Origin of the sequence: Azospirillum sp. OGB3 (assembly GCF_014192915.1) — a bacterium.
Lineage (GTDB): Bacteria > Pseudomonadota > Alphaproteobacteria > Azospirillales > Azospirillaceae > Azospirillum.
On sequence record NZ_JACHYN010000020.1, the window covers coordinates 34242 to 48966 of the forward strand.

Consider the following 14725-nt stretch of genomic DNA (forward strand, 5'->3'; position numbering starts at 1 on the left):
TGCTCGTATAACCAGACGCACCGTGTGGAGCAGCCAGCCGCTCATTCGTCGGAAACGGAAGGCGTTGCGGTTCCAAGGCGCAGGGTTTCGTGGCGCGGCCAAGCGCGGTCCGGCGCGTCAATGCCGGGGAACATCAAGCCGCGGACCACTTCGCGGGCGAAGGACGTCCGGAAGCGAGGCTGCGGCTCCGCCGGACTTCCGTTGGGGGTTTCGCAGACGATCCGCGCCAAGCGTGCCCGGCGCAGCAAATCGTCCAGGCCCAGCGGCATGGCATAATAGGCATGATGGGGATCGAAGCCCCCCAGCAGGTGCAAATCGACCCGGCGGGCGCACAGAGCGCGGATGTTCCCCGAAGCGGGGTCGCAATCGACGATCACCGGGGACGAGGCCAAGCCGGAGTCCTGCGGCAGGCGGCGGAGCATGCGCTCCACCAAGCCTGGGTCGGGCTCAGCCCCGCTGGCCAACACAAGAACCCGCTCCGCACCGGCCAGCAACAGCCCTTCGTTCCCGGCGCGATTTTCATGGGGCAGGCAACCATCGGCGTTGCAGGCCGCGGCTACGTCGGCGATCGCCCGAGCGGCGGGGCCGATCCGATCGAAGACGTCGACGGAAATGATTTCCATTCGGCGGCGGTTGAAGGTTTGGCGCTCCAGCGCGGCCAGAGTGGCTGCGGCCAACGCGCCGGCTGCGTCCACGACGATGATCGACACCGCCGGCGGAGTTTGAGGCGCGCGCAGCCGCTTGGCCACAAGTCCCCGGACCCCGCCGGTGGCGACCTGCATCGCGGCCAGGAACGGCCCATGCTGGCGTTGGAGATAGGCCTCGGTATCCGTCATTGCGTGCATGAAACGCTGGGCCAACGTCAGTGCCCGCTGCGCATCGAACGGCAAAACGGTCCCCTCGGCAAGCAGACGACGGAGAACGTACGACGCTTCCGGTCCCACCAGCGGATGGTCGCAGAGGCGCGTCAGCATGTCCGCAGCCTCGGTGCGTTCGGCCGCCGTCCCCTCAGCCAAAAGCTTCGCCAGAGTCAGGCGGTAGGGTGGAAACTGATCATCGAACGCCACCGCCATGCGGGCGTGCGGCAGATCGTCGTCGATCTTTGCGACATAATGGGCGAGAGAGGCGAAAATCAGGGATTTCAGTCGCTCGACAGGAACCGCTGCGCCACCCGCCGCATCTGTGAGCAAGTCAAGATAGACGCGGTAATTGAAGGCCTTGCCGGCGAAGTCGTAGGGCAGGACGTCGTCATCGCAGGTCAGGTCCCATGCCGCATGCCCGGCTGCGACGGTTGATCGTGCCCATTCCGTTGCCTGCGCCACAGCGGCGGTGCTACCGTAATGGATGGCTGACCGGATGGCGTTGAAGCGCAGCGCCAGTGCCCGCGGGAAACGGCTCATTCCCTTACGGTAGGTGGCCAATGTTTCCTCGATGAGAAGATCACCGCCGGCTTGACGCAACAGGCGGCTGCCCGCTTCGAGCAGCATCTCGCGACAGATTTCATTGACGCTCTGACTGGTTTCTCCCTGTTCCGCCCAACGAGCGGCGTTGACCCGCCGCAGCCGGTGAACCACTCCGGGATTGCCGTTGCCCGGCATCCACCCTTTCCAGAACATCGCCCGCTTGGCGATGGGGTCCGCAGCCGGGCGCATCCGCGACCGTGGCCGGGCGGCCAGGAACGTCGCAAAGCGCAAATACTGCGAAGCACCGACCTGTGGATCCAGAGCCGTACGCAAGGCCGTTGCGGAAGGTGCCAGGCGCGGCGCAAGCACCGGGTAGCGCTCCATGGCGGCGGCCAGGGCGGCGGCGACACCCTCGTTCTCAAGGTCGTAGACCACCAAGGCTGGGTCATCGCCGGCGTACAGCATCAGCACGTTGTCGCGCTGGATCAGCGGCACGCAACCCAGCGCTGCCGCTTCCAGACTTCGCGTGACCAGCCCGCCGCCGCAGCGGTAATGGGAGACGGTGAACTTGCTGCGCGACAGAAGGTCGTGATACGCGGCGGTGGTCAGATGTCCGTTCACGATGGCTAGGCGAAGGCCATCCATGGACGTCAACTGACGCAGAATCTCCGCTTTTTCCGGATGATAAGGTGATACGGCGGTGCCCGTCATCAGAACGTCGATGGGGCGTTCCGTCTCCCGGTAGGCTGGCAGGGAGAACGGGACGCCATAGGATTTGGGAAAGGTGGACACCGGAGCGGAGGACAGGGGATGGGCCGCCGCATGTTCGCTGTGATCGGTGACGATGATCTCGTCGAACAGCCGGATCCAGGGCGCGACGCTCTGGATGTGAACGAAAAAATCGGAGGTTTGGCCGATCAACGGGCAGTTCAATGCCGCCAGCTGCGCTGGAAACTGGTGCCATTCGATCATCTGGCACAGGAAGAACGCGGGCAGCCGGGCGAGGTCCACATAGTCCGTCACCGCCGCGCCGAGCCGATTGGGACGGTCGCCCGCACCGTAGCCGATGTTGACGATGTCAAACTTCTCGTCCGCGGCGGCGCCCGCCTTCAGCGTGAGGCAGGTTTCCCCCCCATCCGCCAGCATCGACAGCACGGGAATGCGCGGTCGCTCGATGAGCGACAGCAAACCGCGGGCGTGAGGCGACGTCAACGGGGCCAGTTCCCAGCGAGCGCCATCCTCGTCGCCACCGATCCAGCGCGCCACACCGCGGTAGAAGCGGATCTCGTTCCCATCGAGGGCGGACAGAACGGTCAGCGCCGCATCGGTCAAACCGATCAGACCGCGCGCCGCCGCCACCCGCCACAGATCGTTGCGTGGCGACATGGCGACGGTCGTGTAATCGCCCTTCTCAAAAGCGGCGGCCAAGCGCGCGTCATCAGCGTATTCGCCCCGAGCAATGTCCTGCATGACCGCTTGTCCTGAGCCGTATCCGGATAAATCCGCCCATCCCACGCGCCGATGAGCTAAATGCATGGCCCCAGATAAACAACCTTATTCTTGGGGAACGTCATTCTTGGGAAACTTCGTCGCGGCAAAGCCCTGAGACCGCTCCCTGAGACCGCTTCCGGGTCAAACCGTTCGCCGCCGTGCCTCCCTTTCCGCCCGGCGCTCGGTCAGGAAACGGCATTCGGCGCGGGCCTCTTCCAAGGTGCTGCGGATCACGCCCCACCCGTTCAGCGTCTCCAGCCAATCCGGTGCCGTGCTGAACGGACCGGCATGATGGGGAATGCAGTAGAACTGCTGCCGGTATCGGATGATGTTGTAGGTTCCAAGCTCTTCGATGAATTCAGGATTCAACAAAGGGGGGACGTCGCTCGTTGGCGTGATCCCATTCATTTTCTCTTGGAACGCCTTTCCTTCTTCCGGTGATAGAAACAGCGGAGCGAAACAGCGAAGCGCGTCGACAGCGACCTTCTCATAGCCGTCGGCACCTTTGCGCGCGACCCAGAACCCACCGTAGTTCGACACGTTGCCGAAGGCGCGTCCGACGGCCAGCGTCACGCCCGGGTGGTACTGGCCACCTGTCCTGACATCTCTGATGAAATCGCTGTTGCGGTTGGCGACGCACTGCTCCTCGTCCACATCGTGCAACTGGCCTTCCAGATCGTCGCCGCAGATGAAACCGCCGCTTTCGACCAGGCGCATGGCATGCTCAATGTCAGATTTGACCGCCTCATAGTAATGTGACCCATCAATGTAAACAATATCGAAGTATTCGTTGCGCAAGTAGGGCAGGACGCTTCGGGAATCGCCGCGGACATGGTCGATCCGAACACCGGTCAGACGAGCGCCAAGGGCGGTGTTGTGCCGAAAAGTCTCATAGACGGCGTCACTGGCGGCGGCCTGCTCCATCAGTCGGTAATGCTCCTGATGCGCGAGATCGGCATTATCCAGGTATGGAGTCCAAGGATCGACACACAACAAAAATGAATCCGGGTTGGGAACTTCACCTTTGGAGAATTTTTGGATTGCTTCAGCAAAAATCAAAGAGGAGACACCGCACCAGGAGCCAATTTCCAATATACGGATATGGTCTTTTTGCTCAAGAACGCGAGAGACTATCGTCATCAGCATGCCATGACGAAAATCAACATTTTTATGCGGAGACAAGTTATCCGGAAAAAAGAATTCGTTTCCAACGAAATTTGATATTCTCATTTTAGGATCCTTGTCCGGAACGAGCAACGCAGAAGACCATGATCGTGAATGCCTATGGCCAGGAGTGAAGAAGCCCGAACCATTGGAAAAACACTCGCACGGCCATCAGGCTTCCAGTGGAACGCGCCGGGCATCATGCGCCGACCGCTGTGGCGGCGGTGGAGACGTCATGAAGTTTTTCCCGACTGTCGGCTTCCGCCGCCAGAGCCAGCAAATCCGAATACAACGGAATGGAACCCGGAGGCAAAGCCACATCCACCACTTCCGCACCGGCCAGCGTCGTCGCCATGCGGGTGTGACAGGTGCGGCACATCAGATCCACCGGTTGGTTCAGCAGAGTCGTCAGATCCTGGCGTGCTTCGCCATCACTGGCGCGAGCGTCGACGACGTTCATGGGAACATCCAACATGTATTCGTGGCTGTCACCGCAATGGGAGCATTCCACCAGGAAGCAGGCGGTGTGACGCTGGTGGTCATCCGTTCCCAAGCGGCCGGGTTGCGTTGTCATGACCACCTTGCCCCTCACCCAACCATCTCGGTAAAGCCGCCGGGTTTCATCAAGAATAGCTCGAATCTTCTCCTGGTACTGCGGCGAGGGAACCTTTGTCACATTGTACATCGCGTAGGTGTTGACAGTGCTGTAGTACAAGCTTTTGCTTTTGATCAGGCCGCGTCGCATGGCCTCGTCGAAGATCGGCGTGCTCGGGAACGGCATAATGTAACCGACATTTACGCAGTTTCGACTGTACTCTCGGAAAAAATCGACGGTTTCCTCCATGGTTTCTGTGGTTTCGCAAACATCTCCAAAGATGAAATTTCCATTCCAGCCGATCCCCGCGGCGCTGGTCAGGTCCAGGGCGCGGCGCATCTGCTCCTTGGTAATTTTTTTACGCATGCTGTGCAGCACTGTGTTGCTGGCACTCTCCAGGCCGAAGCCGATCACGGCGCAACCGGCGTCCTTCATGTGAGCAAGAATGTCCGGGTTGACGTCAGGCACCCGCAGAGCACAGGTCCAGCGGACATCGCCAAGCTTCAGTGCTTTGAAGCCGTCGCAGAACTCCCGCAGCCGGCTTTCTTTCACCGAAAACAGCTCGTCGTAGATGATGAAAAAATTATTACGATATTTCTCGTGGAAATACTGCATTTCAGAAATCACATCTTGAATATTTCTTTGCTTGTAAATATGTCCATTGGAATGAAAGCAAAATGAACAGGAAAACGGGCAGGACCGGCCGGCGCTTACCGGAAGTGGCCGCGGCCGCGGATGGTAGCTGGTCAGGTGCGACGCCGAACGATGGCTGCTGGCGAGAAAATATCCTTCAATATCAATAGGGTCATACGATGGCAGCGCATAGTCTCTGATCCGCTTGCTCTCTTTTTCCAGAGGATTGAAGACAGGAATTCCGTTGCGCCAATAAGCCAAGTTGAGAATACCGTCCAACGGGCCGCCGTTTTCCAAAGCGGCCAGCAGCTGCACAATGGGAATTTCGGCATCCCCGCTGATGGTGTAGTCGGGCCGCAGATCGGCCATAATGAAGGCTGGGTCTGCAGTGACGATGCCACCACCAATAACAATGGGAATGTGCGGAGCCAGCCGGCGGCTGTAGGCGACAGCATCGGCAATGAAGACGTAGTCCGCCGACAAGCCGCCAACAGCAATGATGTGCGGATCATATTCGGCGATGCGCCGCTCAAGAGTCCGGTGCAACAAGCCTCGACTGTTGAGTGACGTCAGCATGTAGCTGATGTTGCAGCCAAAAACCTGGTGACCCGCGGCTTCCAGCGCTCCGGCGACATAAGCAACGCCCTGGGGAATCAGGTCGCCTCTGGCATGGGGAGTGGGGTAGTTGAACTTTGGAACGACCAGAAGAACGCGCATGACCGACCCTCCTTTGTCCCGCTGTGCGCCCCACTTCCCCTGGATGAAATGCGGCGGATTTGCCTCCGCAGCTTAAATCGCGGATCAGCACCTCATTTCCGTGGACATGAGCCATTGAATTGTCTCGGTCCAGGGCAGGTTTTCCTTGATCCGCTCTCCAAGCCGCGCCCTTCGTGTCAATCCGGCGACCAGAACTGCCGCACCGTATCGGCGATGGCTCCGGCCTCGAGGCCGGTTTGACGCAGCAAATCATCATAATGGGGGTTGCCGAACACCAACTCGTCGCCCGGTCCCAAACGCTTCAGCGTGACCGGGGAACGCTGTTCCGCTGCCCAAGCGGCGACCGTGTTGTACAGCCCGCCTTGAATGCCGTGCTCTTCCACGATGATGAAAGTGCTGGCCGCCGCAGCCGCTGCGTTGACCAAGGAGAGGTCCAAGGGGCGCACCGTGTGGAAATGGGCCAGCAATGGCTCAATCCCTTCCACCGCCAAGGAATCGACGGCTTTGACCGCGGGAATGACGGCGCCACCGGTGGTCAGGACCGCCACGCCGCGACCGGGCCGGACACAGCGCCCCCGTCCCACCTCGATCGGTTCGGCGGAGTCCAGCCGTGGTTCCCCGAAGCGGCCGACACGGATGTAACTCGGGCCCGGCAGGCGTGCCAGTTGCGGCAGCAACTCGGCCACCTCTGTCGGATCGCCAGGAACAGTCACCGTCATGCCAGGAATCAGCGACATGAGCGCAACGTCCTCCTTGGCATGATGGGTGACGCCGCTGGGAGCATAGATGTAGCCGCCGCCCGCACCGGCGACGATCACCGGCAACTGGTGATAGCCGACCGACAGGCGCAATTGCTCGAAGGCCCGTCCGGTCAGAAACGAGGCGATGGAGTAGACCACCGGCCGCCAGCCCTCCAGGGCCAAGCCGGCGGCGCAGTCCACAAGATGCGCCTCGGCCACTCCGACGTTGAGATAGCGACGTGGGAATTCGGCGCAGAAGGCATCAAACACCTGGAAGCCAAGATCACCGGTCAGGAAAATGATCCGGTCGTCGGCACGCGCCATCTGCACCAGGGTGTCGGCGAAGGCGCGTCTCATGGCGTGGCCCGGTGCAAGGGGGCGACGCCCAGTTCGGCAAGCGCCCGTTCAACATCCTCCGCCGACGGCGAACGATAATGCCACATCATTTGGTCTTCCATGAAACTGACGCCGGAGCCACCGACCGTCCGGGCAACGATCGCCGACGGCTTGCCCGGCTCGAAAGGCAGTCCGCGAAGCGTAGCGACGATCCCCGGCAAGTCGTGGCCATCGATGGTTCGAACGGCCCAGCCGAAAGCGCGGAACTTGTCGTCCAGCGGCATGCCGCCGGAAATTTCATCATTTCTCCCGACCGCCTGCATGTTGTTGTTGTCGATGATCGCGACCACCCGGTCAAGCCGCCGAGCGGCTGCGAACATGGCGGACTCCCAGACGCTGCCTTCGTTGCATTCGCCGTCACTCATCAACACCGCGACACGCCCACCGCGCCCGTCCAACTCCATGCCATAGGCCATGCCCGTGGCCATGCCCAAGCCATGCCCCAGACTGCCGGACGAGATTTCCAGCAGCGGCAAGGCGTGGCGGCACGCATGGTTGGGCAGTGCCCCTCCGGGCTGGGCATAGGTGTCCAACAGGGACGGCGGCATGAAGCCGTATTCCGCCAACGCGGCGTAAAGCGCGGTGACGCCGTGCCCCTTCGACAGCAGAAAGCGATCGCGGTCAGGGTGGCGGGGGTCGTCGGGGGACACTCGCAGCCAAGTCCCGTAAAGGGCCAGCAGCAGGTCGATGCAGCTCAACGTCGATTTCAGGTGGCCTTCGCGCCCGTCATGGGCCATGCGAATGCAGGTTGCGCGCATTCGGCGTGCCCGCAAACGCAGATCGTCGAAATCGACATCATCCATCGTGTGTGTTCCGTCCATGCCTGTCAAACCCTCACTCCCCTGCCGAAAAGAACACCGATCGGTCCCTGGCTTGCGGCATCTCCAAAAAACCACACGCTCTTCACACCCAGTAAACCCGGCAGCCTTGGGCAGAGAAATGCAGCCGGATACATTGATACTTTCCTAAAAAAATTATGCTCAAAGAAACGTCTGCTCTGCTTGATCAGAAAATCGGGATATTTATTTAAATTTTTTCAGAAAGATACATTAGTCAGCCGATCAAGTCCAGCAATTCCGCGTTGGCTGCCTTGCGACCAAAACCGCGAAGCCCTGCCCTCCTCATCACTTGGCTTTCCCGCTGTCGGCGGCATGAATCCGCGCGTTGCTCCAGCGAACATCCCCGGCCATCGACAGAATTAAGGAATTTGAAATCTTTCAGTTATAACGCCTCTAGAGAGAATTCATTCGACAAACCGCGCAGACACGGCGACCTCCTCCGCAATCAGCACACTCTATTTTGGCAGGCATGGAATGCGGTTTTTTGCATTGTGAATTGTTCTGAAGCGTTCCCCGTTTGCTTGCCAAGCTGTTCGGTTTCACGCCGGTCAATGGTGCATTACAGACAAACGCCGCGATCAGGAACAGGTGCGAGCAATGAAGGCCATCGAGGAGGCGAGCAGCAATGTCCCTGCCAGCTGGATCTGTATTTACGGTACCAGCCGTGGTGGAGACGTCGCTCTGAAAGCCCAGCGACGGCAGGGAGCCCCCCGCATCGCCGGCCCTCAGGCCACCGCCCGGCTCCGCGGATGGCCAACGCTCCGCCCCGGCGGCTTGCCTCACCGGGACGGAGCGAACTCCGACACGTTTTCTCAGAACGTCCGGATTTCCAATCTTCCCTCCATCTGTCCAAGGGAAACTCCAGACATCGAGGTCCCAGCCGAATTGGGCCCGCTGGCCGCTGATCCGCCAGCGTGGTCCGGGTGGGCGGTGCGCGGCCGGAGCCGTGCCGTCGCGCGCCCCGTCCTTCTTGCCGCTTCGATGAGGGACACGATGCCGCGCTTCGCCGAAGACGGAGGAGAAACCTTCCATTATCGTGTCACGGGTAATCTGGCGCACGTCGCCTGAAGGCGGCGTCGGCAAGCGGATCAAACAACATGGCGTTTTCGCACAACGCGGGAACGTGGTTCAGGGAACGGCAGGACATGAGCGGACAGATCGACCTTCTTCTTGTGACGCCACCATCACGGGCGGTCGTTTACCAGGAGTTGAGCAAGGATTACGCGGCCATCGAGCCGCCGGTATGGTCGCTGCTGATCGCCGAACACATCCGTCGGCTGGGGTGGTCGGTGGCGGTGCTGGACGCCGAAGCGCTGGGGCTGTCGTACGATGAAACGGCGCGCCGGATTGCGGCAGCCGATGCCCGCCTGAATGCTTTCATGATTTACGGGCAGCAGCCGTCGGCATCCACCCAATGCATGCCTGCGGCCGTCCTGACGGCGAAAGCCACGGCACGGCTGACCGACCGACCGTGCATCGCGCTCGGCACCCATCCGTCGGCCCTGCCCGCACGCACCCTGGACGAAACCACATTCGACTATGTCTGCCAAGGCGAAGGCCCGACCACCATCGCCCAGTTGCTTGAACACCTGAGCGGCCGCCGGTCGGTCGAGTCCGTGGCCGGGCTGTGGTGGCGCCGGGATGGAGCGCCCGTGTCCAACGGCTGGGCTCCCAAGATCAAGGACTTGGACCAGGCGTTGCCAACGCAGGCGTGGGACTTGGTCGACATGTCCCTGTATCGCGCCCACAACTGGCAGTCCTTCGGGGCGCCGCACCGCCGCCAGCCTTACTTGTCGATCCAGACCAGCCTTGGCTGCCCTTACGCTTGCAGCTTCTGCTGCATCAACGCCCCGTTCGGGGGCAACGGCATCCGTTACTGGAGCCCCGACGCCATCGTTGCCCAGATTGACCATGTGGTCGCCCGCTACGGTGTGCAGATGATCAAGATTCCCGACGAGATGTTCGTGCTGAACAAACGGCACGTCCTGGGCATCTGCGACCGGTTGATTGAACGGGGATACGACCTGAACATCTGGGCCTACGCCCGCATCGACACCATCCAACGCGAATTCCTCGATAAGCTGCGGGCGGCTGGTTTCCGATGGCTTGGGCTGGGGATCGAATCCGCAAGCGGCTACGTCCGCGACGGGGTGGAAAAAGGGCGCTTCGACAACGCGGCCATCACGTCAGTGGTTCGGCAGGTGCAAGACGCTGGCATCCATGTGTCCAGCAATTTCATTTTCGGCCTGCCCGACGACACCATGGACAGCATGCAGGAGACGTTGGACTTTGCCCTCGACCTCAACACCGAATGGGCAAATTTCTATGCCGCCATGGCTTATCCGGGATCGAAGCTGCATCAGGTCGCGACGGAACGCGGCTGGCTTCTTCCGGAATCGCCGGGAGGTCCCGGCTGGATCGGTTATTCCCAGCACGCGTTCGAGACGCTGCCCTTGCCGACCGAGCATCTGAGCGCCATGCAGGTGCTGGAGTTCCGCGATGCTGCCTTTCAGGCCTACTACTCCAACCCAGCCTATCTGGCGCTGGTGGACAAGAAATTTGGCCCGGAAACCGGCGCCCATATCAAGCAGATGACCGACATCACCTTGCGGCGGCGGCACCACGAAGACCCAGCCTATTATGATCGCCTGCTCGGCGCGCAGGCAGTCCGTCATCCCCACCCTGCGGCGTGAGCAGGACCGGACCGATGAAGAGCCTGGGTGCGAATCAACCCGGTACCGACGTGGCGATTCTGGAACTGCCAGCCGGCAGCCGGGTCTTGCTGCCCAACGGACTGGCTCATGTCCACAACCCCTTGAAGCGTGCCAGGACCGCCGCGCGAGGACCGATGGCCTCACCGCACCGCAGCGGCACGATCCACGCCCACGCTTCTGCAGGTTCCGTTTCCGATGAAGCCCGACAGCCGTTCCGCTAAGCTCCCTCCGGGGTCCGGGAAGCAGAACCTTCACACACAGACTCGCCAGGAGAACAAATGTCCGAGCGTCTCAATATTTTGATCACCGGCGGTGCTGGTTACATCGGGTCCATTCTGACGCCGGCGTTGCTGGATGCGGGACACCGCGTTACCGTTCTCGACAATTTCATGTTCCGCCAGGTCTCGCTGGCGCATGTCTGTGCCCATCCGCAGTTCGATGTGGCGCGCGGGGATGCACGTGATGAAAGCGTGTTGCGCCCGTTGCTGAAGGATGCCGACGTGATCATTCCGCTGGCGGCCCTGGTGGGCGCGCCGCTGTGCGACATGGACAAAGCCGCGGCGGAAGGCGTCAACCGCGACGCGGTGCTGTCGCTGATCAAGCTGTCATCGGCGCAGCAACGCATCATGATGCCGGTCACCAATTCTGGTTACGGCGTTGGCGAGGTCGGCAAGTTCTGCACCGAGGAAAGCCCACTGCGCCCGATTTCCCTGTATGGCCGCACCAAGGTGGAGGCGGAGAAGGCCGTCCTGGATCGCGGCAACGCCATCAGCTTCCGCCTGGCCACCGTCTTTGGCATGGCTCCGCGCATGCGGATCGATCTGCTGGTCAATGATTTCGTCTATCGCGCCGTCAACGATCGGGCCGTGGTGCTGTTCGAACCGCATTTCAAACGCAATTACATTCACATTCGCGACGTCGCCCGCGCGTTCCTGCACGGCTTGGACCGTTTCGAAACGATGAAGGATCGGCCCTACAACGTCGGGCTGTCCGACGCCAACCTGTCGAAGTGGGAACTGTGCGAGCGAATTCGGCACCATCTGCCGCGCTTCGTTTTCCTGGAGGCCCCCATCGGCGAAGACCCCGACAAGCGGGATTACATCGTGTCCAACGCCCGCATCGAGGCGACCGGATACCAGCCGGCCCACTCGCTGGACGATGGGATCGCCGAACTGATCAAGGGCTACCGCATGCTGCGCAACGCTGTGCATGGCAATGTGTGACGGGAGCAGCGCGAAGCCACGGCGCACGCGTGGGCGGGCCGGTCGTCCGCATGCCACACACGAATGGACGCCTCTCGCCCCACCCAACGTCACGTGACCGCGGCTCCCGCCATCCCTATCGCATCGTCGGCGCAGGCAAACAGGAAAGACGACCATGATCATCAGCCGTACGCCGTTTCGTGTGTCGCTGTTCGGCGGCGGCACCGATCTTCCTGCTTGGTACCGGAAGCACGGCGGCTCCGTCATCGGCGGCGCCATTGACAAGTACTGCACCATCAGCCTGCGCACGCTGCCGCCGTTCTTCCAGCATCGCTCACGCATTGTTTACTCCAGCATTGAGCTGGTGCAGAGCGCCGAGGAAATCCGCCACCCGTCGGTGCGGGCCGTGCTGATGGAAATGGGGGTGCGCAATGGCGTGGAAATCCACCATGATGGCGATCTGCCGGCCCGCTCTGGCCTGGGCTCCAGCTCATCCTTCACGGTCGGCCTTCTGAACGCCGTTTACGCCTATCAAGGGCGCATGGTCAGCAAAGCCGAACTGGCGGCAGAAGCGATCCGCATCGAGCAAGAGGTGATCGGCGAGCAGGTTGGGTGCCAAGATCAGGTTTGGGCGGCCTACGGCGGGTTGAATCGCATCGATTTCCACACGGACGGTTCCTTTGAGGTCACGCCGTTGGTCCTCACGCGCGACCGGCGGGAAGAACTGCAAAGCCACTTCCTTCTGTGCTTCACCGGCCTTTCCCGCTTTGCCTCGGAGATCGAAAAGGAAAAGGTGGCGAATTTCTCCGCCCGCGAAGCAAACCTCCGGGAAATGCGGGCTATGGTGGACGCGGCGGCGGACATCCTGAAATCACCCAACCGATCGCTCGAAGAGTTGGGGCGGATGCTCCATGAAAGCTGGTTGCTGAAACGGGGGCTATCGCCCAACGTTTCGAACACCAACATCGACGCGATCTATGATGCCGCCAGAGCCGCCGGTGCGTTGGGGGGAAAACTTCTGGGAGCGGGGGGAGGCGGTTTTCTCCTGCTGTGCATCCCGCCGGAGCGCCAAGCGGCGGTGCGAAAGCGTCTGGAACATCTAATCACGCTGCCGTTCCGCTTTGATTCCAACGGCAGCAAAATCGTGGTGTACGATCCTGACGATTTCGAGCGCCGTCCCCTGCCGACCGAGGACGCGAACACCGTACACTGCCCTCCCGCCTTCGCCGATTCGGAAGCTCTCCTGTGATCATTCAGCCGCTCTGGCAGAACCAGAAGGAGCAACCGCCAGAAGGAGCAACCGTATGATGCTTGATATTTTCCAAACCATGCTTGGCGCTCCCATGACGACTGGAACAGCTTTATCGCCCCTCTGAACGAGGAGGTCGCGATGCTGATCGACTCACCCACCGCGGGATGCGGCGGAGGCGGTCACGGCCATTTGAAACATGCGTTGCCGGAAGGCTCTGCTGTTTTGACTGGACAGCAGGGACCAGCTGTGGCCGAGCGCATCAGATGCCGGCCACGTCATACCGGCGAAGCAGCCGATCCCGCGCCCAGACCGGGCGCAGGTGGGCCAATGCCCGCAAGAGCCGCGGGGCGCCGGCGATCGCCTTGAGATGCAGGTCTTCTGCTTCTTGAAGACGGCCGGTGTCTTCGTACAGCAGCGCCAGATTGACCATTGCGAAGACGTCCTGCGGATTGTCGCGCCGGGTGCGATCATGCGCCGCTTCGGCTTCTGAAAGATGGCCCTGGGTGTGCAGAAGCAAGCCGAGATACGTCGCGCCACGAGGCACGGCGGCAACGCGGGGTGTGTTCAGCAAAGCCGCGGATGCTTCGATGTCGCCGGCCACCAAGCAAGCCAAACCATGAAACAGGGCGCCATCCACGTTCTCCGGCGCGATGCGGGCGCAGCGTTCGCCCCTGTCCATCGCTTTCCGAAAGTCGCCCGCAATGAGGTGGCTGGCGACAAATGACATCTCCACGCCAGCGTCGGCAGGAAACAACGCTTTCGCGGCCGGCTCCATGGCGACGGCCCGGTCGGCAAGCCCGATGGACGCCAACGCCTGGAGCATCTGAATCAGAAACTCCGACCGCTCCGGCTCCAACGCCACGGCCCTCTCGAAGCAAGGAATGCTGGTGTCCGCCACCGGCGACGCCATTCTCATGATGGCCAAGCGATAGTAAGACTGCGCCAGCGAGCGCGCTTCGTCATCGAAGCCGCCGGGGGCCCGCACTGCCTTGTCCCATGCCGCCGCGGCTTGGACGGGGCGGTTGGTCACCTCATACCAGTAGCTTGAGAAGACTTGGGCTTCGGCGCATTCCGGCCACGCCTCCGCCACCTGTGGGTAAAGTGCCAACGCGTCCTCGGCATTCGCCAGCCGGTGGGCGCGGGCGCGTTCCAGCAGCCCTTCCCGCACATACCGTGGGTTGACGGCCAGGGCCCGCCGACGCGCCTGCTCCGCCTCGACTGTGCGCCCCATCTCGTCGAGCGTCGTGATCAACTCAAAATGCGCCGCACTGGAGGCGGGCCATTGCCCCAGCGCGCGCTCAAAGCTCTCCAGAGCCTTCTCGGACGCCCCTTCCCGGCGGAGAGCAATCCCCATTTCAAGATGGTACGAGCCAAAGGTTTCCGCGCGTATCCGTGCCCGCCAGGCGTCGACATCAATGGCCGGAGCGGAATCCTGGGAAATGGTGGATGCCATGAGTGTCCCGTTTGCCTTGAGAGAAATCCGCCGAAATGCCAAGTCCGAAGCCATTGCTCTTTGTCAAACACGCCCCGCTAAGCGCCTTCTTTATGGCGGACATCGCCTGTACGGTCCATGGCCCGA

9 protein-coding genes are annotated in these 14725 nt (G+C 61.5%); 3 read left to right on the forward strand and 6 right to left on the reverse strand.

All coding sequences use genetic code 11. The features are described from left to right. Positions 1-41: 41 nt before the first annotated feature. The 5 genes from FHW79_RS27560 to FHW79_RS27580 form a co-directional block, all read right to left on the reverse strand. Positions 42-2873: a hypothetical protein gene (locus tag FHW79_RS27560; RefSeq protein ID WP_183181874.1), complete on the reverse strand. Its 2832-nt coding sequence runs from the start codon at positions 2871-2873 to the stop codon at positions 42-44. A gap of 162 nt (positions 2874-3035) precedes the next feature. Then, positions 3036-4124 carry a class I SAM-dependent methyltransferase gene (locus FHW79_RS27565; protein ID WP_183181875.1) on the reverse strand — a complete coding sequence of 363 codons (1089 nt, stop codon included), beginning with the start codon at positions 4122-4124 and terminating at the stop codon, positions 3036-3038. 133 nt (positions 4125-4257) lie between these two features. Next, entirely contained in the window at positions 4258-6003 is a 1746-nt protein-coding gene (locus FHW79_RS27570; protein WP_183181876.1) for a cobalamin-dependent protein, read from the reverse strand. A 176-nt stretch (positions 6004-6179) separates the two neighbouring features. Beyond that, positions 6180-7100: a transketolase C-terminal domain-containing protein gene (locus FHW79_RS27575; RefSeq protein WP_183181877.1), complete on the reverse strand. Its 921-nt coding sequence runs from the start codon at positions 7098-7100 to the stop codon at positions 6180-6182. Beyond that, positions 7097-7942, reverse strand: a complete 846-nt coding sequence (locus FHW79_RS27580; RefSeq protein ID WP_183181878.1) for a transketolase — start codon at positions 7940-7942, stop codon at positions 7097-7099. Before FHW79_RS27580 ends, FHW79_RS27575 begins: the two co-directional genes overlap by 4 nt. A gap of 1181 nt (positions 7943-9123) precedes the next feature. On the opposite strand from FHW79_RS27580, the gene FHW79_RS27585 reads away from it, so the two are divergent. From FHW79_RS27585 to FHW79_RS27595, 3 genes are all read left to right on the forward strand, one after another. Next, the gene (locus FHW79_RS27585; protein WP_183181879.1) at positions 9124-10671 is read left to right on the forward strand and encodes a radical SAM protein; all 1548 of its coding nucleotides are present in this window, start codon (positions 9124-9126) and stop codon (positions 10669-10671) included. 299 nt (positions 10672-10970) lie between these two features. Then, complete coding sequence (locus FHW79_RS27590) at positions 10971-11915, forward strand: NAD(P)-dependent oxidoreductase (protein WP_183181880.1); 945 nt, start codon at positions 10971-10973, stop codon at positions 11913-11915. A gap of 154 nt (positions 11916-12069) precedes the next feature. Then, positions 12070-13143, forward strand: a complete 1074-nt coding sequence (locus tag FHW79_RS27595; RefSeq protein ID WP_183181881.1) for a kinase — start codon at positions 12070-12072, stop codon at positions 13141-13143. Between the two features lie 262 nt (positions 13144-13405). Here the strand turns inward: FHW79_RS27595 and FHW79_RS27600 are convergent, their stop codons facing one another. Beyond that, entirely contained in the window at positions 13406-14599 is a 1194-nt protein-coding gene (locus FHW79_RS27600; protein ID WP_183181882.1) for a tetratricopeptide repeat protein, read from the reverse strand. Between the last annotated feature and the right edge of the window lie 126 nt (positions 14600-14725).